The sequence below is a fragment of the Iodobacter sp. CM08 genome (genome assembly GCF_033446605.1).
In the GTDB taxonomy this organism is placed as follows: Bacteria; Pseudomonadota; Gammaproteobacteria; order Burkholderiales; family Chitinibacteraceae; genus Iodobacter.
This window is the reverse complement of sequence record NZ_JAWQUO010000017.1, coordinates 88,545-112,612: the sequence shown is the minus strand read 5'-3', so window position 1 is coordinate 112,612 and position 24,068 is coordinate 88,545. Positions and strand designations below refer to the sequence as shown.

Here is a 24,068-nt window from a genome sequence, read left to right as displayed (position 1 = left end):
ATAGCGGGTGAGTGGCCCGCTATTTGCTAGACTTATCCACAGTTGCTCCGATAAAAAGCAACGCTCGGCCCTGGGTCAAAATTCGATCGGCAGGGTGGGTCAAATTTCAATCGGCGTGAACAATCAAACTCAATCATCCCTATACGAAGCAGAAAAAATACTTCGTAAATATATTGATATTGGAAAATGCTATGAGTGGTCTTTAAAAAACGTTCTTCAAAATGTTATAGATCGCCCTTGCGACGTACATAAATATATTAAACAACTCTATGAACTCTACTGTGATGGCTACAATTTCTTAGACAGTATTGGTTTGGGATATGGACTCGCCATCACCGTCCCTCACCAGAAGTATGAGGTGGATAAATGGTACGAACTCAATTCTAAACAACAATCAGAGCTAATAGGCGATCTATATCCAGCTATTGCGTATGAAGCAAAAAAAATGATTTTTTGGCTTGAATCGGGAAAAATCACTATTACCGAGCATAGTGGCGAGTATCAAGGTATTAAGTATGTAGATAATAGAACTGCTGAAGAAAAACAAGCATGCACCTTGAAATGATTTGGACTTAAAACCAGCGCATATGCCGAATCACTCAGTAAGTTTTAAGCCCTACATGCCCATATTGGGCATGACAATACCCAATATGGGCATAATCAGCCCATCAATCGCCCATCTTCTCGCCCATCTGCACCGCGCGTTCTGCCACCCAGAATGGGCTGAAGCGGCATTTGCCTTTGGGGAACAGCATCACCACGGTGGAGCCAAGCAGGAATCGGCCCATTTCTTCGCCTTTTTTCAGCTCAATATTTTGCCCAGTGTAATCCCAGCGGCGTACCGTTTTGCTGCGCGGTGGGTTCACCACTCCGTGCCAGGATGTGGCCATACTCCCCACAATGGTTGCCCCCACCAGTACTAGCGCAAAGGGGCCAAAATCGGATTCAAACATACAAACCACACGCTCATTGCGAGCGAACAGCGCATCAACACCACGTGCAGTAGCGGGGTTCACAGAGAACAGCTCGCCAGGCACATAAATCATTTGTGTCAACCAACCATCACAAGGCATATGAATGCGGTGGTAATCACGTGGGCTGAGATAGATGGTGGCAAAGTTGCCGTTGATAAACGGCTTAGCCAAGGCTGGATCTCCACCTAATAAGGCGGTGGCAGAGTAATCCCTGCCCTTAGCTTGAAAAATTTGCTCTTGTTTAATCGCCCCAAGCTGGCTAATTGCGCCATCCACCGGGCTAACAAAGCGCGTCGTATGAATAGGGCGCACACCCGGCTTTAGGGCTCGGGTAAAAAAATCATTAAAGGTGGCGAATGCAATCGGATCAGAATCAGCCGCCTCGCTCATATTGACTTTATATTGACCAATAAACCAGCGGATCACCCGCTGAGTTAAACCGCCTGCTTTTAAGCCAGCAAATAGGCCCAATAATTGCGTCAGTGCGACTTTGGGTAGTACGTGTTGCAAAAGAACAAACAAACGCTCTGACACAGGCATTCCCCAGCAGACATTAAACGGCAGATTATAACGCATAGCTTGCCAAGCAAAACTTGCTTCGCGGCTTCCTCAGCTACAATTAGATCTCATTTTTGCGAGGCATCACTGAATGCAATTCCAACGCCCACATAATCTACGCCGCCAAAGCATTTATTTGCTCCCCAATCTGTTTACCCTTGCCGCTCTGTTTGCTGGCTTTTACGCCATTGTGCAGGCGATGAATAAGAATTTTGATCAAGCCGCCGTCGCCATTTTTATTGCCATGGTGCTGGATGGTCTGGATGGCCGAGTGGCGCGTTTAACCCATACGCAATCGGAGTTTGGTGCGCAGTTTGATTCGCTATCCGACATGGTGAGCTTTGGCGTGGCCCCTGCGCTAGTGGCGTATGAATGGATGTTGCGTGATTTTGGCAAGCTGGGCTGGATAGCGGCGTTTATCTATTGTGCAGGGGCTGCAATGCGGCTGGCGCGCTTTAATGCCAATATTGAGGTGGTGGATAAGCGCTGGTTTCAAGGCCTGCCATCCCCTGCTGCTGCGGCCATGGTGGCGGGGTTGGTGTGGATTAGCCATGAATACGCAGAGGAGCTCACCCCTATCAGTGGTGCATTACCTTATCTGGCCCTCATGTTTACCCTGTTTGCAGGGCTTACCATGGTTTCTAATGTACGCTTTTGGAGCTTTAAAGAGCTGCATATGCGTAGAACCGTGCCCTTCTTTGCCCTATTAATTACCACGTTGATCTTATTAATCATCGTTGCCAAACCACCCCTGATGCTGTTTTGCGTGTTTATTGGCTACGGCATATCGGGCTATGTTTACTGGCTATATCGCTGGATTAAACCAAATAAAGAGTAGGGTGGGCACAGCCCACGCGTAAAGATCTCCATTCCCCTTCTTCAGCCTCCCTTTCCCTTTAGCGTGAGCAGACCACGCATGTCTTTGTTCCCCTCCCGCGCATGGGCATGGGCACGGGCACGGGCACGGATGCCCACCCTACGCTTCTTGCACGCAGCATTACATTCAAAACCAAAAATATCAGACAATATGTCTAATATTTTTGCATAAAATACAAAAAATATACCCGCACCAACTTTTTATTCCAAATAATTTGACATATTGTCGTTCAATAGCTAATCTTGAGCATATAAACCCTGAGGAGATAACCGTGGAATTAGACATTGAACGTCTAATCGCTGATTTTGGTGGACCAAGCGTATTAAGCGAGGCAATCAATAGTCTGTTTCCAGACGATCTGATTTCGCGGGCAGCGGTCTACAAATGGCGCGAACGCGGCAGTATTCCGCTCGGTGCGATTAATAAACTAGCACTGCTAGCAGCCCATCAGGGTAAGAGCTTCAACATTCAGCACTATTTCTTGGGCAGCAGCCCTAAGCCATTGATACAAGGAAACTCCGGCATGAGCGATCGTTTGTACATCTTTGACACCACCTTGCGTGACGGCGAGCAATCGCCTGGCGCTTCGATGACTAAAGAAGAAAAAATCCGTATCGCTCGCCAGCTAGAAAAACTCGGCGTAGACATTATTGAAGCGGGCTTTGCTGCGGCCAGCCCAGGCGACGCCGATGCGATCAAGGCCATTGCCAGCATTATCGAACACTCTGTCGTCTGTTCTTTGGCACGCGCAAATGAGAAAGACGTGCGTGCCGCAGGCGAAGCCATCAAGCCAGCTAAACGTGGCCGTATTCATACTTTTATTGCAACCAGCCCGATTCATATGGAACACAAGCTGCGCATGAGCCCCGATCAGGTGGTGGATGCAGCAGTGAAAGCCGTTAAAATTGCGCTGGAATACACCGATGATGTGGAATTCTCTGCTGAAGACGCCGTGCGCTCGGATATGGATTTCTTGATCCGTATCTTTGATGCGGTGATTCAGGCCGGTGCCAAAACCATTAACGTACCCGATACCGTGGGCTACAGCATTCCATCGGTATGGGCCGCTAGAATGAGCGAGCTGATTGCCCGCGTGCCTAATTCAAACAGCGTGATCTGGTCTACCCACTGCCATAACGACTTAGGCATGGCCGTCGCAAACTCTTTAGCCGCCGTGCAAGCGGGCGCACGTCAGGTTGAATGCACTATCAACGGCCTTGGCGAGCGTGCGGGTAATGCTAGCTTAGAAGAAGTCGTCATGGCGGTGCGTACCCGTCGCGATCTGTTTAATTTAGAAACCGGCATCGACCCAAAACAGATTGTGCCGACCTCCAAACTGGTTTCCACCATTACCGGCTACCCAGTGCAGCCCAATAAGGCGATTGTAGGCGCGAATGCTTTTGCCCACGAATCAGGCATTCACCAAGATGGCATGCTAAAAAACCGTGAAACTTACGAAATCATGAGTGCAGAATCGGTAGGTTGGAGCGCCAACCGCCTGACGCTGGGTAAATTATCTGGCCGCAATGCCTTTAAAACCAAATTGCACGAGCTGGGTATTGATTTAGCCAGTGAAGAAGCCTTAAACGCCGCCTTTGCCCGTTTTAAAGAGCTAGCCGACCGTAAGCGCGAGATTTTTGACGAAGACTTGCACGCGCTGGTTTCGGATGAAATGGTTGCCATTGAGCATGAATATTTCAAATTTACCGCACTTAAAGTGATGTCAGAAACTGGCGAAATGCCATCTGCACACATTGTAATAAGCGAAGACGGCGTAGAAAAACAAGCGACATCTAGCGGCTCAGGCCCTGTGGATGCAGTGTTTAAAGCCATCGAAAGTATGGCCAATAGCGGCGCAGAGCTGCAACTTTATTCCGTGAATGCCATTACCCAAGGCACCGATAGCCAAGGGGAAGTGACCGTACGTTTAGAAAAAACGGGCCGTATCGTCAATGGCCAAGGCGCAGACACCGACATCATCGCCGCCAGCGCCAAGGCTTATATCTCTGCGTTGAATAAGCTGCATAATAAGGAAACGCGCATTAACGCGCAGGGCCCGGTTTAACCCTCAGCCACGCTTATCAAAATATAAGACCGAGATACGGCAGGCCAATCAGCCCCGCCGTCGGGATGGTTTTACTCAAACCTACCCCAATCTGCCACAGCAGGGCCACAAGCCTTGTGTTGGACAGACACTCAACACAAAAGGCCAGCAACCAGAGCTAAAGTTAAGCCTCTGGTTTTTGGCCTTTTTGGTGTCAATGCAGGGTGAGCAGGCCTTTATGCCCACGCGTTTACCCCCGCCCAATACCATTCACAGAAAAATCAAGCCTGCACAGCTTCCCCCAAAGAAGGCCGCGTGTACCAAGCAAACGCAACAAAGCTGGCAAAGCACAGGCTAGCCAAAGCGACTTCTGCCCCTGCCAGAATTTGCGATAGGCCATGATCGCCCCAAGCACGCATCACGCCTTCTACAAACCACAGCAAGATATACATCGAGCCCCATTGATAGGTGTAACGACGGCCTTTCAAAACGCCCATTAGCATTGGCAGTAACAGCAGCGCCTTTAAGGCCAGCCAAGAACCACCTTCTTTCATCGGCGCAAGCCATAGCTCCCAAGAAATACATAGTGCAATCAAGGCCACTAGGCTAATGACGGAAGCCCAATGGCTAAGGGTAATTAAACGCTGATCTTTCATGACGCCACCGCCAGCTTTAAAGCCACCTGCGCTAGGCGTTTGCCTTGGGCGATGCACAGTTGTTTTTCATCTGCAGAGAGCGGCTGATTAGATTCACTACCCGCCACATGGCTAGGCCCGTACGGAGTGCCACCCGTGGTGGTGTTACTCAGCGCGGTTTCTGAATAAGGCGTGCCCACAATCAGCATGCCGTGGTGCAGCAGCGGCAACATCATGGTGAGCAGCGTGGCTTCATTACCACCGTGCATAGAGCCGGTGCTGGTAAACACCGAGGCAGGCTTGCCGATTAGAGATCCTTGCAGCCAATCGCCCACGGTGCCATCCCAAAAATACTTCATTGGCGCGGCCATATTACCAAAACGAGTGGGGCTACCAAGCGCCAGGCCGATACATTCTTTTAAGTCGGCCAGCTCCGCATAGGGTGCTCCGGCATCAGGAACCACGGCTTCTATCGCCTCGCAAACCGTTGAAATACGCGGCACGGTGCGGATACGGGCGGTGACTCCCGCCACAGACTCCACCCCTCGGGCAATGAGCTGCGCCATCTGACGGGTAGCACCATGTGTGCTGTAATAAAGGACAAGGATCTCTGGCATTACAATTCCAAAATAGTGGGGCTGCGGTATTATAAAGCTCATCCTTCATTTAATCGCATAAGATGAACCTAATCCCCCGCTTTGATCTTGGCATTTTTCATCGCCTATTTGGCTTTGGCCGTTTTGTTGGCCGTAGATTGATCGCCGACCGCTGCTTGGAAACCGCCGGCAGCCTAACTTACACCACGCTACTAGCGCTGATTCCGCTGCTGACCATTGTGCTATCGCTCTTCTCTGCCTTCCCCATGTTTGGCGACTACAGTAGTAAATTTAAAATATTTTTGCTGACCAATCTGGTGCCTGATGCATCCGGCAAGGTAATCAGCGTGTATATGCGGCAGTTTTCTGATAACGCCGAGCGCCTAACGGCGCTGGGGATGATCGGTCTGCTAGTCACCGCCCTCCTGCTAATTTTTACTATCGAAAAAACTTTCAATGAAATCTGGGGAATAAAACGCCCCAGAAAATTACTACAAAGAACGATTATCTACTGGGCAGCGCTCACGCTTGGCCCGCTATTAATCGGCATTAGTATCTCACTCACCTCTTGGCTCTATGCCCAGACCGGTTTGCACAGTGATACCAATCTACTGAACCTGATGCTGCTCAAGCTTGGCCCCTTGCTCTTGATGCTTGGCTCTTTAACCCTGCTGTATCTGGCTGTGCCCAACTGCTATGTGCCACGCAGCCATGCCCTGATCGCAGCCTTGGTAGTCGCCGCTGCATTAGAGCTAATGAAGCGTGGCTTTGGGCTTTATATCCAGCAATTTGGCACGTTTAAGCTGATTTATGGCGCATTTGCCAGCTTCCCCATCTTTTTGATGTGGCTATATGTCAGTTGGGTGATTATTTTAGGTGGCGCGGTACTTTCTGCCTGTCTTTCTTACTGGCACGCATCGGCATGGCGCTGGGAGGGCCATCAGGGCACACGTTTAGAACAATCTATCCGCCTACTGCTGGTTTTGGCTGAAGCGCATAGCCAAGGCAAAGTCTTACACATCGATAAACTACGCCGACGCACTCAGCTGGGCTTAGATGCCAGCTACTCCCTACTTGAAGAAATGGCTTTAAAAAACTGGGTGGAATCAACCCGTGATGGGGAGTGGATTTTAGCCGTCGACCTAAAGAAAATCACACTCAGAGATGTATTTGAAACCATGGTCACCCCCCTATCCGCCCGCCTAGAACAAGGGCTGACGACAATTCACCAAGAGCTGAAAGGGGTGTTAGAGATGACGTTGGCAGAATATTCAGAAAAGAATAAGACAACATAATGGCGGGGTGGGCAAAATTATCTGCCCATCACCCCGCACTGCAATTAAATGATTACTCGCTACAGCCAGCCTCTAATGCAGCAATAATCGTAGCGCGGCTCAGCTCGCCGATATAAGACTCGCCAAGGCATTGCATCAATACAAACTTTATTTTCCCAGCGTCTACTTTTTTATCCTGCGCCATTAAATCTAAGTAGCGCTCATGCCCCAATACCGGCGCTGTAACCGGCAAACCCGCCTTAAGCAGCAGGGCTTTAATCCGCTCAATATCATCATCGCTGATCTGGTCCAACTCACGCGATGCATAAGCGGCCAGCATCATACCGGCAGCAACCGCCTCGCCGTGCAGCCAAACGCCATAGCCAAGCCCCGATTCAATGGCATGACCAAAGGTATGGCCTAGATTAAGCAAGGCGCGCTGGCCCTGCTCTTTTTCATCCCCAGCCACAATTCGCGCTTTATTCTGGCAGCAGCGTTCTACCGCATAGGCAAGCGCATCAGTTTCGCGCGCCATCAGCCGCTCGATATTGGCTTCTAACCATTCAAAAAAGGCCAAATCATCAATCAAACCATACTTAATCACTTCGGCCATGCCTGCGGATAATTCACGCATTGGCAGGGTATCTAGCGTCGCCAAATCAGCCAGCACCAGCTGAGGCTGATAAAACGCGCCTATCATATTCTTACCCAGCGGATGATTAATGCCGGTCTTGCCGCCAACCGATGAATCAACCTGTGACAAGAGCGTGGTAGGGATCTGAATAAACGGCACACCGCGCTGATAAACCGCAGCCGCAAAGCCCGTCATATCCCCAATCACGCCGCCACCCAAGGCAATCAGCGTGGTTTTACGCTCACAGCGCTCAGTCAGTAAACCATCAAAAATCAGGTTAAGCGTTTCGAAATTTTTATTTACTTCGCCATCAGGCAAAATAATGCTGTGGCATTGAATATCTGCGGCTTCTAACGCGTCTTGCAGGGCTTTTAAATAGAGTGGCGCAACCGTTTCATTGCTGACAATTGCAACTCTGGGCTGAGGCAATAGAGGCTTAATCAGCTCAACCTGAGTTAATAGATCGCGGGCAATATGAATATTGTATGCGGCGTGGTCAAGCTTTAATTCAACGATCGGCATGGTGCTCCAACTCTCTAATTAACGGCTTGTGGATTGTAGAAAGGGCAAGGTTTTATGCCACTCTATAGCCATAGGCTAAAAACGGCTGCAGAGGGATTAGCGATCGGCGTGCAGCTCCAGCTCTTTCATCAATAGTTGCAATAGCGAATGCACAGTCTGCCGACTGGTATCAATCACCAGATCAGCCACTTCGCAATAGAGGGGGTCTCGAATGGCATAAAACTCATGCAAGCGCTGTTTTGGGTTTTCAGTTTGCAGGAGTGGGCGGTTTTTATCGTGGCAGGTACGCAAGTACAGCTCATCTACGCTGGCACGCAGATAAATCACAAACCCTTCGCGCCTCAGCACCGCACGGTTAGCAGGATTAAGCACCGCACCGCCGCCCGTTGCCAATACGATATTTTTTTGTGCACCCAGCTCTTTAATCATCGCCACTTCACGGCGGCGAAATCCGGCCTCACCCTCTACTTCAAAGATGATTGGAATCTTTGCTCCGGTCCGAGATTCAATCTCGTGATCCGTATCATAGAAAACCTTACCGCTGACTTTAGCGAGCGCTCGTCCTACGGTGGTTTTGCCGGCACCCATCATGCCGACCAGAAAAAAATTGCCTGGCAGTTTCATGCCAAGCATTGTAGCGGAAAGCAGAGCGGGGCGCGATTTGCGCCCCGCTAATCTGACTAATAATTTTAAATTATCAGCGTAATGACAGGTCTGATTGAATTACTTTAGGTGAAATAAAGATCAATAACTCGCGACGTAGGTCTTTTTCTAGGGTGTTTTTAAATAGATTACCCAGATAAGGAATATCTCCTAGCAACGGTACTTTAGTTACATCCGTACCCACTTCTTGCGTGTAGATACCACCAATCACCACCGTACCCCCATTTTCAACCAAAACCGTAGTATTGATTTGCTTGGTGTTAATCGATGGAATACCCAGAGTAACAGTGCCACGGCTATCTTTAGTCACGTTCAGCTTCATGATCACATTGCCATCAGGCGTAATCTGCGGCGTCACCTTTAATGACAAGGTCGCTTTCTTAAACGAGATGGTTGTAGCCCCATTTTGTGAGCTTTCTTGGTAAGGAATCTCTTCCCCGCTTTCAATAGAGGCTTCAACTTGGTCAGCCGTCACAAGGCGTGGGCTAGAGATAATCTTACCTTTATTGTCTGCAGCCAAAGCACTGATTTCTAGGCCAAGCAACCAATTTGCATTAGCAGCAATCAGCGCAAAAGTACCCGGTGCACCTACCCCAGAACCAATCGCAGGGAAGTTAACGTTATTACCCATGGTTAAAATATTATTAACAGGGGTTGTTGCACTCGGTGTAGTCCCAACCGTTGCAGGAATAACACCAATTCCTTTACCTGCATTATCTAAGCTGTTGCCCAAGCCTAAATCCGTACTGCCTAAGTGGCCTCGTGAGCCCCAACCCAATTTCACCCCAAGCTCACGGCTAAAGCCATCGTTGGCCTCAACAATACGTGCTTCAATTTGCACTTGACGCACTGCTACGTCGATCTTAGAAATAACCGAGCGCACCTGTTCTAGCTTGCTAGAGATATCTTGCACAAACAACGTATTAGTACGTGCATCAATCACAATGCTGCCACGCTTAGAAAGCATTTGCTGCTTCTCATCGGTGAGCATTTTCTTTAAGTCTTCTGCTTTTTGATAACGCAGTTGGAATGACTCCGTACGAGTAGGCTCTAGCTCATCAATCTGCTTACGCGCTTCCAGCTCTTGCTTTTCCTTGCTGGCTAATTCTTCACGGGGCGCAATCCACAGCACGCTGCCATTTTTACGCTGATCTAGACCCTTAGCTTGCAAGATAATATCCAGCGCCTGATCCCAAGGCACATCTTTTAAACGTAGGGTGATATTGCCCGTTACGGTATCACTAGTAATAAAGTTCAGACCGGTAAACTCCGCAATCACTTGTAAAACAGCGCGAATTTCAACATTCTGGAAGTTTAACGAGAGCTTTTCGCCCTTAAATGCTGGCTTAATCCCCGCTTGTTTATTGCGCTCGTCGTTTACCTCACGCACTTCAACAATAAAACGATTTTCAGTTTGATAAGCCGAGTATTCCCAGTTGCCCTTAGGCTCGATAATCATCTTGCTGGTTTCACCTTGGCTATACGCATCCACTTTTTGGATCGGCGTACCAAAATCACTGACATCCATCCGGCGCTCTAGCTTTTTAGGTAAAACCGCCTTATTAAAATCAATCAACAAGGTTTTACCCTGCTGCCGGATATCAATACCCACATTGGGGCTGGATAGATCAATAACCACCTTACCTTCACCATCTTTACCACGGCGAAAATCAATGTTCTCGATGCTATCCCGTTTGTTTTTGCTGCTTGCCTCAGGCGCTTTGCTCTCAGCAAAATGCGTGTTTCTTGCCTGAGCGGTCACCGCACTACTGGTGCCATCTACGGTAATATAAAAATCATTCCCTTCCACTCTGGTTTGATATGCCGCTTGCTTTTGCATATTCAGCACAACGCGCGTGCGCCCTGAGCCCTCAGCTAAGCTAATCAAGCGCAGCGCAGCGCCATTCACTTGAACCGAGCTTTTACCCGCTGTATTTGTAGTATCAGCAAAATCAAAAGCAACCCGAGGTGGCGTATTCACAGAAAAGCTAGTAGGAACGGGTGCAGGGCCATTAAAACTTAATCGAATAACCTGCTTATCTGCTGATACATTGCTGACATCAATGGCAGTAATGCTCGCTGCCGCAGCAGCAAAAGAGGCAAGGCAAGCTATGCACAAAAGACTTGCCAGCTTGATGACATTGAGTATTTTCATTTTTTTTGCTCCGCTTCATCAAGGGATAAATTCGTGGTGCGCTCCACCCAATCACCCCCACTGTCTTCAACGATTTCTTTGAGTTGAACTTCGATATCAGTAATGGCCGTCACCATGCCAAAATTTTGACCCATATAGCTGCCCACCTTTACCCGATAAATATTGCCATCGGGGGCATGGATTAAACCATTCACCGTCTTACCTTGAGTGATGGTTCCTACCATGCGTAGTTTTTCTAAATCGTAGTTTTCCAAGATTTCTTTGGCACGGCTAGTGTTGGGCGCAAGCCCACCACCTGAGCCTTTTTTGGCTAACTCCATTTTTGCAGCACGAAATGGGTCACTTAAATCAAACGCTTTATATTCAAATGAAACATAAGGCTTTGCCTCAGGCAGTGCTTCCACTTTACCCCGCAAGCCTTCACTACTTTCTTTCATCCAGTCTTTTAAATCGCCATTTTGTTCGCCAAAACAAGCACTTAAAGAAAATGCGGCGAATATCATCAGCGCGCTTAATTTGATTGAGCTAGGTCGAATGTTCATTTCTGTTTCTTCTTAGCGTCTAATGCAGCTTGATGTAACGCTTGTGCCTCGGCCTCATCCAGCGAGCGATATGTTTTTGCGATCGCTTGCATTGAAATCACCTCAGGATCTTTCGTTGCAGTAAGAGATAGATTACTTAAAGTAACGATACGCGAGAGCTGCGCCACATCGCTCACAAAAGCCGCTAAATCGTGGTAGTTGCCAGAGATACGAATATCAATCGGTAATTCGGCAAACTCCGCCGTTTTTACTTCAGTACCTGGTTTAAATAGCTCAAAAAACAAACCACGGCCAACCCCCGCTTGGTTAATCTCGGTGAGCAATGATTCCATCTCTGATTTATTAGGCAATTGCCGCAGTAAAGCACCAAAAGATTGTTGAATCTCTTGTAACTGCTGGCGATAAGCATCCAAGTTAATTGCCTTACGTTTTTTTTCTACAAAATCAGTTTTAAGCTGTTCTTCCTTTGCCCTGCCAGTTTCTAACTCATCCATCTGGCTACCCCAGACGTAGAAATAGCCACCCAAAGTCAGCGTAACAAACAGCAAAACAATCAAACCAATTTGTGCGGCAATTGGCCAATTGCCGATGTCTTTAGGATCTAAATTCCGTAATTCGTCGAGAGTCATGTTAGCTCCCCTGCCGTTTACGCGAAGCTGGCGCTGAAGCATTAGCCGCCTCATCCACAGTCCGCGTTATTTTAATCGTAAGGGTAAACTCCGATAATTTTTGATTACCCACTTGTGCGGCTTTCACCTCAATCAACACAGGCTGCTCAAAAATTTCTGAGTCATTCAAATTACGCATTAAAGTAGAAACACGGGCATTGGATTGCGCATAACCCACTAGAGTAATTTGATCATTAAGCGCCTTTGCTTCTTTCAAATAAACACCATCAGGCGTCTGCCGAACCAGTTGATCCATCGCGATAACCGCTTCTGATCGCCCAGACTGCAAGCGCTCAACAATCTTTTTACGATCAAGTAGCGATTGTTTTTCTGATTTTAATTTCTCAATTTCAGAAATCTCACGATCTAACTTGGTATTTTCATCGCTTAGAAACTGATTGCGCTGATTTTGGGTTTCAATTCGTGCGGCATAAAAAAGGTAGCCCGCCACAATCACGGCAATCGCCGCCAAGGCAGTTACCCCAAGCAAAGCTAAATACCGAGCTTGACGTGCAACACGTCTTTGCTCGCGGTGTGGAAGCAGATTAATCCGAATCATGAAGGGTCAAACCTCCGCATCGCCAATCCGCAGGCAATTAAAAGAGAAGGAGCATCAACTTGCACTTGTTTTCCACGCACCTTACCCGTTGCCATTCCTTGGAATGGATTGGCACGCATGGCGCTACTGACATTGGTGCGGCTAGATACCGCATCATCTAGGCCATAAATAGCACTGCAACCACCGGCCAGCAGAATATGATCTACCGCGTTGTAGTTACTGGATGTATAGAAAAACTGCAAGGAGCGAGAGATTTCTAGCGCTAAAGTATCAATAAAGGGCTGCAGTACTTCTGGCTCGTAATTTTCTGGCAAACCACCGTGCTTCTTAGCTTGCTCGGCTTCGTCACTCGACATATTGAATTTGCGCTGAATTTCTTGCGTCAGTTGATTACCGGCATAAGCCTGATCACGGCTGTAGATAGACTGACCATCTTTAAAGATATTCATATGCATAGCCGTGGCACCAATATCCACCACGGCCACAATTTGTTTATCGCCGTTATTAGGCAATTGTGGCTGCATCAATTCAAAAGCGGCTTGTGTGGCATAAGACTCTACATCGAGCACCAACGCGCGTAATCCTGCAGCTTCAATTGCTGCTACGCGCTCATCAACTTTCTCTTTTTTAGCGGCCGCAATCAGTACTTCTTCTTCATCAGGAGCAATAGGAGAAATACCCAGCACCTGAAAATCGAGATTCACTTCATCCAAAGAGAAGGGAATGTACTGATTTGCCTCAGTCTCAACCTGCATCTCAAGCTCACGCTCGGTCAAGCCTGCTGGCACCAAGATTTTTTTAGTGATCACTGCCGCTGGCGGCAAGGCAATCGCTACATTTTTAACTTTAGAGCCCATTTGCCGCCACGCGCGTCTAATGGCTTCCACCACCAAATCCATATTGGCGATATTGCCATCACTTACGGCATCTTTAGGTAGGGGCTCAATCACATAGCGATCAAGGCTGTAGGTGGTTCCTGATAGGCTCAACTCGACCATTTTTACGGACGAAGAGCTAATATCAACCCCAATCAGCGCAGGTGCTTTGGGTTTGAGGAAATCGAGATTCAACTCACTTTCCTTTTAATAAAATAGATTTCTTAAATGTAAGCATTTGCTAATTTTCTGTAGATCGTAGCAGTGCAACATATACCTGTAAAGCAAGAAGCTCATTATCGATTGTTATGCAACATTATTACTAACATTAGTGCTTTTTTAATATTTGGCGCGAAAAAATAAATGCCAAACATACATTCTCATATTCGCGTAAATTAGCAGCACTTCTAATATCTATACTTTTAGCGATGAGCAAACGCCTCCTACTTATTTTTGCCGGTATTTTAATCAGCCTGATGATCCTTGCCGCAGGCTTGGGTGCATTTGCACTGGTAATCACTTATCCGCGCCTACCCTCCCTAGAAGCACTCACAGATTACCGCCCTAAAATCCCGCTCCGCATTTACACCAGTGATAACGTGTTAATTGGTGAATTTGGCGAAGAGCGTCGCGCCTTTACTTCAATAGACCAAGTGCCCTTGTTAATGAAACAAGCCATTTTGGCCGCAGAAGACGAGCGCTTTTATGAACATGGTGGTATCGACTACCTTGGTGTACTCAGAGCCATGGTCAGTAACCTAAGCTCGGGGCAATCCAAATCAGGAGCCAGTACGATCACCATGCAGGTAGCACGCAACTTCTACCTATCTAACGAAAAAACTTTTACACGTAAGTTTAACGAGGCATTACTCTCGTTTAAAATTGAACACAATCTTTCTAAAGATCAAATTCTTGAACTGTACTTCAACCAAATCTACCTAGGTCAACGCGCCTATGGCTTCGCCTCAGCAGCACAAACCTATTACGGCAAAGAGCTAAAACAACTTAGCCCAGCTGAAATGGCTATGCTTGCTGGCTTACCTAAAGCCCCTTCCGCATATAATCCAGTTGTAAACCCTAAACGAGCTCAGCTGCGGCAGCAATACGTTCTAAGACGTATGCATGAGCTTAAGTTCATCAATGATAGTGATTATGAGATCGCTAAGAGCGCCCCGCTCGTACTCAAGCGAGGCCAGCAAGAGTACGCCGTCCATGCCGAATACCTAGCAGAAATGGTGCGGCAAATGATGCTAGAGCGTTACAAAGAATCAACTTACACCGAAGGCTATAAAGTTTACACCACCCTTCGTAGCGATAGCCAAGAAACTGCCTATCAATCACTAAGACAAGGCCTAGTCGACTATGATGTTCGCCACGGTTATCGTGGGCCAGAAGGCTTTGTTGCCCCTGAAGTCATCTTACCCGGCAAAGAAGAGCTGCTCGACGAAGCGCTTTCAGAGCAGAAAGATTCGGGCGATTTGCAAGCGGCGATTGTCTTAAGTGCCAGCCCCCAATTGGTTCGCGTCTATAAAAAAGGCGGCGAGCAATTAGAAATTGAAGGCGAAGGCTTACGATTTGCCAAGGCCATGCTTTCTGAAAAGGTAGCCCCAGCGATCAGAATTCGCCCAGGTGCCATTGTGCGAATCAAGCAAATGGAAAAAGGTTGGACTATTTCACAACTTCCTCAAGTTGAAGGGGCACTTGTTGCATTAGATCCACAAAATGGGGCAATTAGAGCGCTAGCAGGTGGCTTTGACTTTAACCGTAGCTCCTTTAACCATGTCACCCAAGCTTGGCGGCAGCCTGGTTCCAGCTTTAAACCTTTTATTTACTCGGCAGCTTTAGAGCGCGGCATAACCCCTGCCACTCAAATGAACGATGCGCCATTGGTGATAGACCCAGCTCAAGTAGGAGGGCAAAGTTGGGAGCCTAAAAATAGCGATGGTAAATTCGAAGGGATGATGAGTGTGCGCACTGCGCTTACACGCTCCAGAAACTTAGTTACCATTCGTGTATTGCAAGCGATTGGCGTGGATTATGCACAGGCGCACATCAGCCGCTTTGGCTTTAGCCCTAAGCAACACCCCGCTTATTTAACGATGGCGCTAGGTGCGGGCAGTGTGACGCCACTGCAAATGGCCGAGGCGTATGCGGTATTTGCTAACACCGGCTATCGAGTTCGCTCCTATTATGTGGATAGAATTGAAGATAGCCATGGCCGTATTCTGGCTAAGACCCAGCCTGAAGTTGCCGGTGAAAATGCACCCCGTACTTTAGATGCTCGCAATGCTTTTGTAATGAATAGCCTGCTGCACGATGTGGCGACACAGGGTACTGGTGCCAAAACCAATAGCTTAGGCCGCAGTGATTTGGCCGGTAAAACGGGGACCACCAATGATGCTAATGACGCGTGGTTTGCCGGTTATCAACCTGGCTTAGTGGCTATTTCTTGGGTAGGTTTTGATCAACCCCGCTCCTTGGGTGCAAGAGAGTATGGTGGCGTGGCGGCGCTACCTATCTGGGTCAACTTTATGAATAAAGCGCTAAAAGGCGTGGAAAATGTCAGCTATCCTGTGCCTGAAGGCGTAACACCGCAGACCATACAAACCGAGCGTGGCTCATACACTGAATATTTCTTCAGCGAATTTCTGCAAACCAATCCAGAATTAGGATTGGGCGGTGGGACAGGGGCAGCCCAGCCACTGGATGAGATTAAAGAATTACTGTTTTAAGATTGCAACGCATAAGGTGAGGGTGGGCTGAGCACTACTTGGCCCACCCTCATAGCGAGATCAAGGAGTACTCTTTTAGGGATGCCTAATCATGAGCAAGCCACACGTTCTCGACCACCAGTATGCCCATTTACGCGCACAGATTTGTGAACGTGCCGCACGCTTAATTGCTGAAGATCACTTGCATGATTTTGCCTTAGCCAAGAAAAAAGCCGCGAAGCAACTTGGGATTAGTGAAGGGCGAATGATGCCCTCCAATCAAGAAATTGAAATCGCTTTAGCCAGCTATCGAGCGGTTTATCAGCCTGAACACGACGATAGCCTGAATCATTTACGGCTCAAAGCACTCAAAATCATGCGTATCTTGGCGCAATTTCATCCTTATCTAGCGGGATCTGTACTCTCTGGCGTGGCGGGTCCTAATTCTGATATTAATTTGCTGCTATTTTTAGATGACCCTAAATCTGCAGAGATTTTTCTACTCAATCAGCACATCGCTTACGACCTTCTCCCCGCCGCTAATGGCCGCCAACTCGCTGATTATCCTTCACTTTCTTTTTGGTATGACAATACTCAGGTTAGTTTGCATGTAAAACCAAGGGCCGCAGAAAGAATTAAAGAAGAAAGAATGCGCCTTGATGAGCTAGAAACATTACTCTCCTTTAATGGCATGGTTATTTAATCAGCCTATATTTATAAATGACAAATTAAACATCAATAGCCCCTAGCCATAACTAAGTAGCAACGCGTATATCCTAGGATTAAACCGCCACCAATGATATAAAGTGGCTTATCTCTTATTTGCTGATTACACAATGCAACAACCCCCAACACTAGAGCCGGTCTTTGTTTCTGACCCAGGGCCTTATCTAGTTACCTCTAGCATCGAAATCAAATACCTACTTAGCCAATTACTAGAGAAAGGTGAGATTATTTGCCTGTACCCTGCAGGTAAGCGTGAGCCTTTTGCAATCAGCACCTTACTGGCTATTGATGATCAAGGCCTGTTGTTTGACGGTAGTAATGACAGCAGAACCAACGACGCCCTGACTAAAGAAAATCGCATTTTTCTTGTGGGTGTGGTGAATAAAGTAAAAATTCAATTCGAGCTACCTAATGCCCAGCAAGTTCTCTTTGATGGCCGAACCGCAATCCGTAGTTCAGGCCCTGTACAAACATTGCGAATGCAAAGACGAGATTTTTATCGCCTAGATATTCCAATGTCACAAAGAATGGACTGCACCATCCCTTTAGCCAATGGCGGCCACACCGAGTTATCGGTCACAGATATTAGCTTGGGCGGTTTAAGTTTACTGGGAGTGTCTCCCGATCTCCCCATGGTGGTTGGAGATACCTTGCACAATTGTCGAATTCAACTACTTGACGTTGGGCTGATTGAGATCGATATGCAGATATGCATTGTGATTGATGTAACACTTAAAAACGGCATCAAGACCCAGCGCGTAGGCTGCCGTTTTTTTGATTTATCAGGAAAAATGCAAACGCAGATCCAGCGTTTTATTAATAAGATTGAGCGCCAAAGAATCTCCCGCGAATGAAAAACATCCCGCTCTTTTTTAATCATGGCTTAAGGCAAATCGAAATCGCTGCGGCCAGCTTATCGCTCATGCAAAGAGCGGGCAAAACCAGCGCGGCATGGGTGCTGAAACATTACCCCAACGCGCAAAATATCTATGTATTGGCAGGCCCAGGCAATAATGGCGGCGATGCTTTACTCGCCGCAAAACAGCTACATCTTGCCGGTAAAAATATTTTTTTACGGCTTAGTGCGCCAGCAGTACCACCCGGCGCACAGCAGGCTTTGGCCGAATGGTTGGCCTGCGGCGGACAAACCCAGAACCATACCCCTCTACATGCCGATTTAGCCATTGATGGCCTCTATGGTATAGGGCTAAATCGCGCGCTATCTGCCCGCGATAGCCAAATAATCCAAGAACTGCAGGCGCTGGCCTGCCCTGTTATTGCTTTGGATACTCCCAGTGGATTAATCAGCGATAGCGGCACAGGCAGCCCAGTTCAAGCCAATCACACGCTCAGTTTTATGGCGCATAAACCTGGCCAATTTACCGGCCAAGGCTGTAATGCCTGCGGTGACATCCACCTGCTAGATTTACAAATACCCCAGTCTTGCTACCCTGAGCCAGATGGCTATTTACAAAGCACAGCACCCAGCGCCATGACCAATTTACTGCGCAAAGCCGATAGCCATAAAGGCAGTTACGGCACAGTTGGGATTATTGGTGGTGCAACAGGGATGGTTGGAGCCACGCTACTTGCTGGCCGCGCCGCCTTAAAATTAGGCGCAGGCAGAGTAGTGCTTGGCTTACTCGATAAAGTATTGAGCGTCGACCCCACACAGCCCGAGCTTATGCTGCATTCTGCAGCAGAAGCGCTACAACACCCCGCACTCACCATGCTAGTAATTGGCCCAGGGCTTGGCACAAGCCAAGAGGCGATGGCACTCGTGCAGCAAAGCATTGCTAGCCCGCTGCCACTGCTACTAGACGCAGATGCGCTTAATCTACTGGCAAGCTCAAGTCAGCTAACTGCGACGATCACTCAGCGTACTGCCAGCACCATTCTTACCCCACACCCAGCCGAGGCGGCAAGGCTGCTGCAAACCAGCACCATAGCGGTACAAGCCAATCGCATAGAAGCAGCTCAAGCCATTGCCAAGCGTTATCACGCCACAGTGCTGCTCAAAGGCGCGGGATCAATCTGTGCAGATGGGCAAGCGTGGAGCATCAACGGTAGCGGCAATGCCGCACTTGCCAGTGCAGGCCAAGGCGATGTGTTATCCGGCATCATCGCCGCACTCATCGCACAGGGCCTAGCGCCATTGGCGGCAGTACAAAGCGGCTGTTGGCTACACGGCAAAGCCGCAGATAACTGGTACAGGGAAAATGTAGGCGGGATCGGGTTAACTGCCAGCGAAACCATCATCTATGCCAGAGCGGCGTTGAATCATGCTTTGGCGGATTGCGAGTGATTGCTAACTAGATATTACGCAGTAAGATTAATACCTAATCCACGAAAAACACATACAGCACGCATAGATGACGCGTTGTCATTCCCTATTGGCTAGACGTATGCCTTTGTGCGTCCAACAATTACTTACCTGATTATGTCTCTTGCTCAATGGGCTCTGTATAGATGGGTTTCTTGAGTGCTAGGCTTAGTTTTGGAATATGTAGGGCGGGTGAAACCCGCAAGCAAGGCTGAATCAACACGCGGGTTTCACCCGCCCTACGATATTTATAATGAGATTGAGCAAGAGACACAATCAGGATTACTTATACGTACAATCTATTTGCAGAGAATAGAGAGTGGCGCTTACCACGCAAACAGCAGCGCGCCATTTTGTTTGAGCCAAAGCCGCTGCGTTTTCCAATCTGGGCATGCTGCTGCAACAATGCCCCAGAACCGAGAGGAGTGGTTAAGCTCAGCCAAATGCGCTAGCTCGTGGATCACCACATAATCAATCACCTGCGGCGGGGCCTGCATTAAGCGCCAGTTCAGCCGAATATCACCTAAAGCAGTACAACTCCCCCAACGGCCTCTGGCCGAGCTTAAAAATAGCTGCCGTGGCTGCAAGCCCATCTGTTCGCTCCAAAAGCCGAGTCTTTGCAAAAAATAAGCTTTAGCACTGCGTTGGTAAAAACGAGTGAGCGCAGTTGAAAGAGGGGCCAATTCGGAAACATATAAAATTTCTTCTTCTAGCCGTGTCCTACCCGCAGCCAGCTGCACAAACTTAGCTTGGCCTTGCCACAGCACGCTGCTTCCCGCCGCCAAAGCCACAACCGATGGCATAGGCTGCGCCAGCTTGGCTAAGATCCACTTTAATTTGCTTTGAATCGCCCGCTCAGCTTCTTTGATTGGAGCGCGTGCAGGCAAAACGATCGTCAGCCCATCGGCGGTGATTTTCAGGCCAATGGAGCGGCGACGGCTGCTACGCTCTATTTGATAAGCGATTTCTTGATTGGCCAGCCGCAATAAATAGGCTTCATTTTTTGGGTGCATAGCAGGGGCCAACACCGCCAAAACGCTGGATTTCACCCTCAATCCAGTTTTCAACCTCTTGGGTGACATCTTGTGGGCTGCGTCCTGCAGGATCTATCGGCTTACCCACCACCATCACAATTTCGCCTGGCCATTTTAAAAAGGAATTACGCGGCCAATACTCACCCGAATTATGCGCAACTGGCACAATTGCTACTTCTAAATCCAGCGCCAAACGCGCCCCACCTTGTTTATAAGGCTTATAAGCACCGGATGGTACGCGTGTGCCTTCAGGGAAAATAACAATCCAAAAACCCTTAGCTAAGCGATCTTTGCCCTGAGAAATCAACTGTTTTTGCGCCTCGGCACGGTTAGAGCGATCTATCGCAATTGGCGATAAAGTAGCCAAGCCCCAGCCAAAAATCGGCAATTTTAAAAGCTCTTTTTTGAGCACCCAAACTTGCGGTGGAAACACATGCTGCAGTGCCAGCGTTTCCCAAGCCGATTGGTGTTTACTCATCACAACGGCGGGGTTGGCAGGCAGGTTTTCAAGGCCCTCCACACGGTAAGTCAGGCCACAGGTAAATTTAAGCCATTTGAGCATAATCCATGACCAGCCACGAATAATACGGTAACGCAGCATAGGTGGAAGCGGCAAAATGAGGATCGCAATTACACAAAAAATCGGAGTTACTATAGGCACAGCTAACCAGTACAAAATGGAGCGCAACCAAATCATTTAATCCACACCTTCAGGGGCCAATAAATGCGCGGCAAAGGCCGCCAAATCGTCAAATATCTGCGTACCATCGGGCAGCAGACCTTTTCGTTCAGTTTTAATGCCATTCCCAGTGCGCACCAAGACAGGCTTGCCACCCACAGCCGCAATGGCTTGCAAATCACGTAGCGAATCGCCCACCATCACCAATTGCGCGCTCGGCACATGGAAGCGGCTAGAGATATCTAAGAGCATGCCTGGATTAGGTTTACGACAAACGCATGCAGCGTCCGGTGCATGAGGGCAGAAAAACACTGCATCAATATGCCCACCCTGCTCGGCAATGGCACGATGCATCTTGGCATGAATGCGGTTCAAGGCATCCACGCTAATCATCTTGCGGCCAATTGCGCTTTGATTGGTGGCCACGACAATCGTCCAGCCCGAACGGGATAATTCGCCAATCGCCTCTAAACTGCCAGCAACGGGAATCCACTCTTCCGGCGTTTTGATATAGTCAGGGCTATCTTCATTGATTACGCCGTCGCGGTCGAGAATCAATAACTTCATACGCGACTCCGTTTTTCATCTAACAAGCTTAGGATGGGCGCGTCTTTGTGCCCACCCTGCATTATTTTTCCTGATTATGTCTCTTGCTCAAAAAAAGCCATATATGACATGTAGGCCAATATTCTGTAGGGGCGCTGCTTGCTGCGCCCTGTTCAGCGAGGGCGCAGCAAGCAGCGCCCCTACGAGTTAACTCGATTCACGTTGATATTCCAGCCCAACGACAAAAAATGAGCAAGAGACATAATCAGGTTATTTTTTACTCCGCCAGTAAAGACAGCTCTGCAACTCGATTCATCAGGCTTGCCAAAGCAGCGAGCAGGGCTTGACGATTACCGCGTACGGCTAGGTCATCGCTCATCACCATGACCGAATCAAAGAAAGCATCGACTGGCTCTTTTAAAGCACTCAGCGCTTTCAATGCACCGGTAAAGTCTTGGCTAGCTAAAGCACGGCTCACCACAGGCTGCAGCTTTAATAGCTCGGCGTGCAATGCCATTTCAGCGGCATCACTCAGCAAGGCGGCATTCAGCTCAGGCAAATCGCCTTCGACCTTCTTCAGAATATTACGAATACGTTTATTGGCCGCAGCCAAGGCGGTGGCTTCTGGTAACGCTTTAAATGCCGCTACCGCTTGCAAGCGAATCACCATCTCATTTAAGAGCGTTGGTTTCAGCGCCAACACCGCGTCAATATCCGCAGCGGGGTAATCTGCAGCGAGGTAGTTTTTAAGGCGATCCAGCATAAAGCCGTACACGCCTTCTACCGTGCCCTCTGCCACTACGCCGTCAGGGAAGCTAGCGGCGGTCATGCTTAGCAGCTCTTTTAGATCCAACGGTAGATCCAGCACCATACGCAATACGCCCAGTGCGGCACGGCGTAAGGCAAATGGGTCTTTATCCCCTGTTGGAATCAGGCCAATGCCGTAAATTCCCACAATGGATTCCAGCTTATCAGCTAGAGAAACGGCTTGTGCTACAGCCCCCACCGGCAAGCTATCGCCCGCAAAGCGTGGGTGGTAATGCCCTTCAATTGCGGCAGCAACGGCTTCGTTTTCGCCATCAATACGGGCGTAATACATGCCCATTACGCCTTGCAGCTCAGGAAACTCACCCACCATATCGGCAATCAAATCTGCCTTAGCTAGATAAGCCGCACGCTTGCAATCGGCCACATTGGCGTTCAGTTTTAAGGCAATTGCACCAGCAATGGTTTGTAGACGTTCAACACGCTCAAGCTGGCTACCAATTTTGTTGTGATAAACCACATTGGCCAATTGCGGCACACGGGAATCCAGCTTTTTCTTTTTATCTTGTTCAAAAAAGAACTCAGCATCGGATAAACGTGCGCGCAATACCCGCTCATTGCCATGAATAATATGGCTAGGATCGGCTGTTTCTAAGTTAGAAACCACCAAAAACTTAGGCAGTAGCTTGCCGTTTTGATCCAGCAACGGGAAGTATTTTTGATGCTGCTGCATAGATAAAATCAAGCATTCCTGTGGCACAGCTAAGAATTTTTCATCAAAGTTGCCGGTGTAGACCACAGGCCATTCCACCAGCGCAGTGACTTCATCCAGTAGACCATCGGATGGTGCGATTTGTGCATTTAACTCTAGGCAGGCATTGCTAAGCTGATCTGCAATCAAGGCACGGCGGGCATCAAAGCTCGCTTCAACAAAGCCATCATCAAACAAACGGGCGGCGTATTCATCCGCATTAGCCAGCTCAATGGCTTCTGTGGATAAAAAGCGATGCCCCAGCGTGCTACGGCCGGCTTCTAGGTGCAAGAACTGGGCAGGAATAACTTCACTACCATGCAGCACCACTAGGCCATGCACTGGGCGAATAAATTGGCCGTCCCTATCGCCCCAACGCATCATTTTAGGTGCAGGCAGTTTTTTAAGTGTGGCGGCGATAATCGCCGAAAGCACTTTAACCAAGGCTTCACCAGCTTTGACCGAGGAAAAGACAAAGACATCTTGCTTACCATCTGAGCCTTGCGCCAATTGCGCCACATCCACACCGCAGCTACGTGCAAAGCCTGCTAAGGCAGGGGTTGGCACGCCATCTTTAAAGCCAGAAGCCACGGCAGGGCCGCGGCGCTCAATGGCTTGATCGGGCTGCACCGCCAGCACATTGGAGATCGATACCGCCAGCCTGCGTGGGCTAGCAAAGGATTCCACTTCGGCGTCTTTGGCGACAAAACCCAATTTGGCTAATTCATCAAAAATACCACTAGCAAATACAGCGCCCAATTTAGGCAGTGCTTTAGGTGGCAATTCTTCGGTAAAAATTTCTATTAGCAGTGTTTGAGATACAGAATTGGACATGGGATTTAATTCTCTGATATGACGCAGTGGCATTTTGGAAAAAGGTTTCGCCCACAAAAATCACGAAAGCTGAGCCACTGATTTCGCCCATATTTAGTCGGCAATATGCAGCAAATACAGGCG

Annotated in this window: 22 protein-coding genes; 8 read left to right on the top strand and 14 right to left on the bottom strand. The window is 48.5% G+C overall.

Annotation, left to right across the window (positions count from 1 at the left end; translation table 11 throughout):
* Window positions 1-94: 94 nt before the first annotated feature.
* A complete protein-coding gene (locus R6242_RS11750) occupies window positions 95-565 on the top strand; it encodes a hypothetical protein (RefSeq protein ID WP_318426999.1) in 471 nt (156 codons plus the stop codon).
* 103 nt (window positions 566-668) lie between these two features.
* Here R6242_RS11750 and asd read toward each other — a convergent pair whose 3' ends face one another.
* Entirely contained in the window at window positions 669-1,550 is an 882-nt protein-coding gene (gene asd / locus R6242_RS11745) for an archaetidylserine decarboxylase (protein ID WP_318426997.1), read from the bottom strand.
* A 73-nt stretch (window positions 1,551-1,623) separates the two neighbouring features.
* Between asd and pssA the strand changes: the two genes are divergently transcribed.
* Together pssA and R6242_RS11735 are read left to right on the top strand one after the other, a co-directional pair.
* Window positions 1,624-2,370, top strand: a complete 747-nt coding sequence (gene pssA / locus R6242_RS11740; RefSeq protein ID WP_318426995.1) for a CDP-diacylglycerol--serine O-phosphatidyltransferase — start codon at window positions 1,624-1,626, stop codon at window positions 2,368-2,370.
* 310 nt (window positions 2,371-2,680) lie between these two features.
* Window positions 2,681-4,474 (top strand): 2-isopropylmalate synthase, encoded by a 1,794-nt coding sequence (locus tag R6242_RS11735; RefSeq protein WP_318426993.1) that lies wholly within the window; start codon window positions 2,681-2,683, stop codon window positions 4,472-4,474.
* Between the two features lie 260 nt (window positions 4,475-4,734).
* On the opposite strand, the gene R6242_RS11730 is transcribed toward R6242_RS11735, so the two are convergent.
* A complete protein-coding gene (locus tag R6242_RS11730) occupies window positions 4,735-5,109 on the bottom strand; it encodes a DUF2069 domain-containing protein (protein WP_318426991.1) in 375 nt (124 codons plus the stop codon).
* Complete coding sequence (gene wrbA / locus R6242_RS11725) at window positions 5,106-5,705, bottom strand: NAD(P)H:quinone oxidoreductase (protein ID WP_318426988.1); 600 nt, start codon at window positions 5,703-5,705, stop codon at window positions 5,106-5,108. Before wrbA ends, R6242_RS11730 begins: the two co-directional genes overlap by 4 nt.
* A gap of 62 nt (window positions 5,706-5,767) precedes the next feature.
* Here wrbA and R6242_RS11720 point away from each other — a divergent pair, with 62 nt between their 5' ends.
* A complete protein-coding gene (locus R6242_RS11720; RefSeq protein ID WP_318426986.1) occupies window positions 5,768-6,979 on the top strand; it encodes a YihY family inner membrane protein in 1,212 nt (403 codons plus the stop codon).
* 52 nt (window positions 6,980-7,031) lie between these two features.
* On the opposite strand, the gene aroB is transcribed toward R6242_RS11720, so the two are convergent.
* The 7 genes from aroB to R6242_RS11685 form a co-directional block, all read right to left on the bottom strand.
* Window positions 7,032-8,114, bottom strand: coding sequence for a 3-dehydroquinate synthase (gene aroB / locus R6242_RS11715; RefSeq protein WP_318426983.1), 1,083 nt, complete (start codon window positions 8,112-8,114; stop codon window positions 7,032-7,034).
* Window positions 8,115-8,210: 96 nt separating this feature from the next.
* Complete coding sequence (locus R6242_RS11710; RefSeq protein ID WP_130106453.1) at window positions 8,211-8,747, bottom strand: shikimate kinase; 537 nt, start codon at window positions 8,745-8,747, stop codon at window positions 8,211-8,213.
* A 64-nt stretch (window positions 8,748-8,811) separates the two neighbouring features.
* Window positions 8,812-10,932: a type IV pilus secretin PilQ gene (pilQ, locus tag R6242_RS11705; protein ID WP_318426980.1), complete on the bottom strand. Its 2,121-nt coding sequence runs from the start codon at window positions 10,930-10,932 to the stop codon at window positions 8,812-8,814.
* Window positions 10,929-11,474: a pilus assembly protein PilP gene (locus R6242_RS11700; protein ID WP_318426978.1), complete on the bottom strand. Its 546-nt coding sequence runs from the start codon at window positions 11,472-11,474 to the stop codon at window positions 10,929-10,931. Before R6242_RS11700 ends, pilQ begins: the two co-directional genes overlap by 4 nt.
* A complete protein-coding gene (locus tag R6242_RS11695) occupies window positions 11,471-12,103 on the bottom strand; it encodes a type 4a pilus biogenesis protein PilO (RefSeq protein WP_318426976.1) in 633 nt (210 codons plus the stop codon). Before R6242_RS11695 ends, R6242_RS11700 begins: the two co-directional genes overlap by 4 nt.
* A gap of 1 nt (window position 12,104) precedes the next feature.
* Window positions 12,105-12,701, bottom strand: coding sequence for a PilN domain-containing protein (locus R6242_RS11690; RefSeq protein ID WP_318426974.1), 597 nt, complete (start codon window positions 12,699-12,701; stop codon window positions 12,105-12,107).
* The gene (locus tag R6242_RS11685) at window positions 12,698-13,771 is read right to left on the bottom strand and encodes a pilus assembly protein PilM (RefSeq protein ID WP_293932032.1); all 1,074 of its coding nucleotides are present in this window, start codon (window positions 13,769-13,771) and stop codon (window positions 12,698-12,700) included. Before R6242_RS11685 ends, R6242_RS11690 begins: the two co-directional genes overlap by 4 nt.
* A 233-nt stretch (window positions 13,772-14,004) precedes the next feature.
* Between R6242_RS11685 and R6242_RS11680 the strand changes: the two genes are divergently transcribed.
* The 4 genes from R6242_RS11680 to R6242_RS11665 all read left to right on the top strand — a co-directional run bounded on the left by R6242_RS11680 (window position 14,005) and on the right by R6242_RS11665 (window position 19,318).
* Entirely contained in the window at window positions 14,005-16,308 is a 2,304-nt protein-coding gene (locus R6242_RS11680) for a penicillin-binding protein 1A (RefSeq protein WP_318426972.1), read from the top strand.
* Window positions 16,309-16,399: 91 nt separating this feature from the next.
* Window positions 16,400-16,990 (top strand): hypothetical protein, encoded by a 591-nt coding sequence (locus R6242_RS11675; RefSeq protein ID WP_293932028.1) that lies wholly within the window; start codon window positions 16,400-16,402, stop codon window positions 16,988-16,990.
* A gap of 103 nt (window positions 16,991-17,093) precedes the next feature.
* Complete coding sequence (locus R6242_RS11670; RefSeq protein WP_318426969.1) at window positions 17,094-17,867, top strand: flagellar brake protein; 774 nt, start codon at window positions 17,094-17,096, stop codon at window positions 17,865-17,867.
* On the top strand, window positions 17,864-19,318 hold the full coding sequence (locus tag R6242_RS11665; RefSeq protein WP_318426966.1) for an NAD(P)H-hydrate dehydratase: 1,455 nt from the start codon (window positions 17,864-17,866) through the stop codon (window positions 19,316-19,318). Before R6242_RS11670 ends, R6242_RS11665 begins: the two co-directional genes overlap by 4 nt.
* Window positions 19,319-19,662: 344 nt before the next feature.
* On the opposite strand, the gene R6242_RS11660 is transcribed toward R6242_RS11665, so the two are convergent.
* The 4 genes from R6242_RS11660 to glyS form a co-directional block, all read right to left on the bottom strand.
* Window positions 19,663-20,385, bottom strand: a complete 723-nt coding sequence (locus tag R6242_RS11660) for a SprT family zinc-dependent metalloprotease (RefSeq protein WP_318426964.1) — start codon at window positions 20,383-20,385, stop codon at window positions 19,663-19,665.
* Entirely contained in the window at window positions 20,333-20,971 is a 639-nt protein-coding gene (locus R6242_RS11655) for a lysophospholipid acyltransferase family protein (protein WP_318426961.1), read from the bottom strand. The genes R6242_RS11660 and R6242_RS11655 overlap by 53 nt, the downstream gene beginning before the upstream one ends.
* A 96-nt stretch (window positions 20,972-21,067) precedes the next feature.
* Entirely contained in the window at window positions 21,068-21,616 is a 549-nt protein-coding gene (gene gmhB, locus R6242_RS11650; protein ID WP_293932021.1) for a D-glycero-beta-D-manno-heptose 1,7-bisphosphate 7-phosphatase, read from the bottom strand.
* A gap of 256 nt (window positions 21,617-21,872) precedes the next feature.
* Window positions 21,873-23,945 (bottom strand): glycine--tRNA ligase subunit beta, encoded by a 2,073-nt coding sequence (glyS, locus tag R6242_RS11645; RefSeq protein WP_318426959.1) that lies wholly within the window; start codon window positions 23,943-23,945, stop codon window positions 21,873-21,875.
* Window positions 23,946-24,068: the final 123 nt, after the last annotated feature.

Bases quoted from the DNA above. Each gene is read 5' to 3' on its own strand.
- asd (WP_318426997.1), bottom strand. From the start codon at position 1,550: ATGCGTTATAATCTGCCGTTTAATGTCTGCTGGGGAATGCCTGTGTCA.
- pssA (WP_318426995.1), top strand. From the start codon at position 1,624: ATGCAATTCCAACGCCCACATAATCTACGCCGCCAAAGCATTTATTTG.
- R6242_RS11730 (WP_318426991.1), bottom strand. From the start codon at position 5,109: ATGAAAGATCAGCGTTTAATTACCCTTAGCCATTGGGCTTCCGTCATT.
- wrbA (WP_318426988.1), bottom strand. From the start codon at position 5,705: ATGCCAGAGATCCTTGTCCTTTATTACAGCACACATGGTGCTACCCGT.
- R6242_RS11720 (WP_318426986.1), top strand. From the start codon at position 5,768: ATGAACCTAATCCCCCGCTTTGATCTTGGCATTTTTCATCGCCTATTT.
- aroB (WP_318426983.1), bottom strand. From the start codon at position 8,114: ATGCCGATCGTTGAATTAAAGCTTGACCACGCCGCATACAATATTCAT.
- R6242_RS11710 (WP_130106453.1), bottom strand. From the start codon at position 8,747: ATGCTTGGCATGAAACTGCCAGGCAATTTTTTTCTGGTCGGCATGATG.
- pilQ (WP_318426980.1), bottom strand. From the start codon at position 10,932: ATGAAAATACTCAATGTCATCAAGCTGGCAAGTCTTTTGTGCATAGCT.
- R6242_RS11700 (WP_318426978.1), bottom strand. From the start codon at position 11,474: ATGAACATTCGACCTAGCTCAATCAAATTAAGCGCGCTGATGATATTC.
- R6242_RS11695 (WP_318426976.1), bottom strand. From the start codon at position 12,103: ATGACTCTCGACGAATTACGGAATTTAGATCCTAAAGACATCGGCAAT.
- R6242_RS11690 (WP_318426974.1), bottom strand. From the start codon at position 12,701: ATGATTCGGATTAATCTGCTTCCACACCGCGAGCAAAGACGTGTTGCA.
- R6242_RS11680 (WP_318426972.1), top strand. From the start codon at position 14,005: ATGAGCAAACGCCTCCTACTTATTTTTGCCGGTATTTTAATCAGCCTG.
- R6242_RS11675 (WP_293932028.1), top strand. From the start codon at position 16,400: ATGAGCAAGCCACACGTTCTCGACCACCAGTATGCCCATTTACGCGCA.
- R6242_RS11665 (WP_318426966.1), top strand. From the start codon at position 17,864: ATGAAAAACATCCCGCTCTTTTTTAATCATGGCTTAAGGCAAATCGAA.
- R6242_RS11655 (WP_318426961.1), bottom strand. From the start codon at position 20,971: ATGCTGCGTTACCGTATTATTCGTGGCTGGTCATGGATTATGCTCAAA.
- gmhB (WP_293932021.1), bottom strand. From the start codon at position 21,616: ATGAAGTTATTGATTCTCGACCGCGACGGCGTAATCAATGAAGATAGC.
- glyS (WP_318426959.1), bottom strand. From the start codon at position 23,945: ATGTCCAATTCTGTATCTCAAACACTGCTAATAGAAATTTTTACCGAA.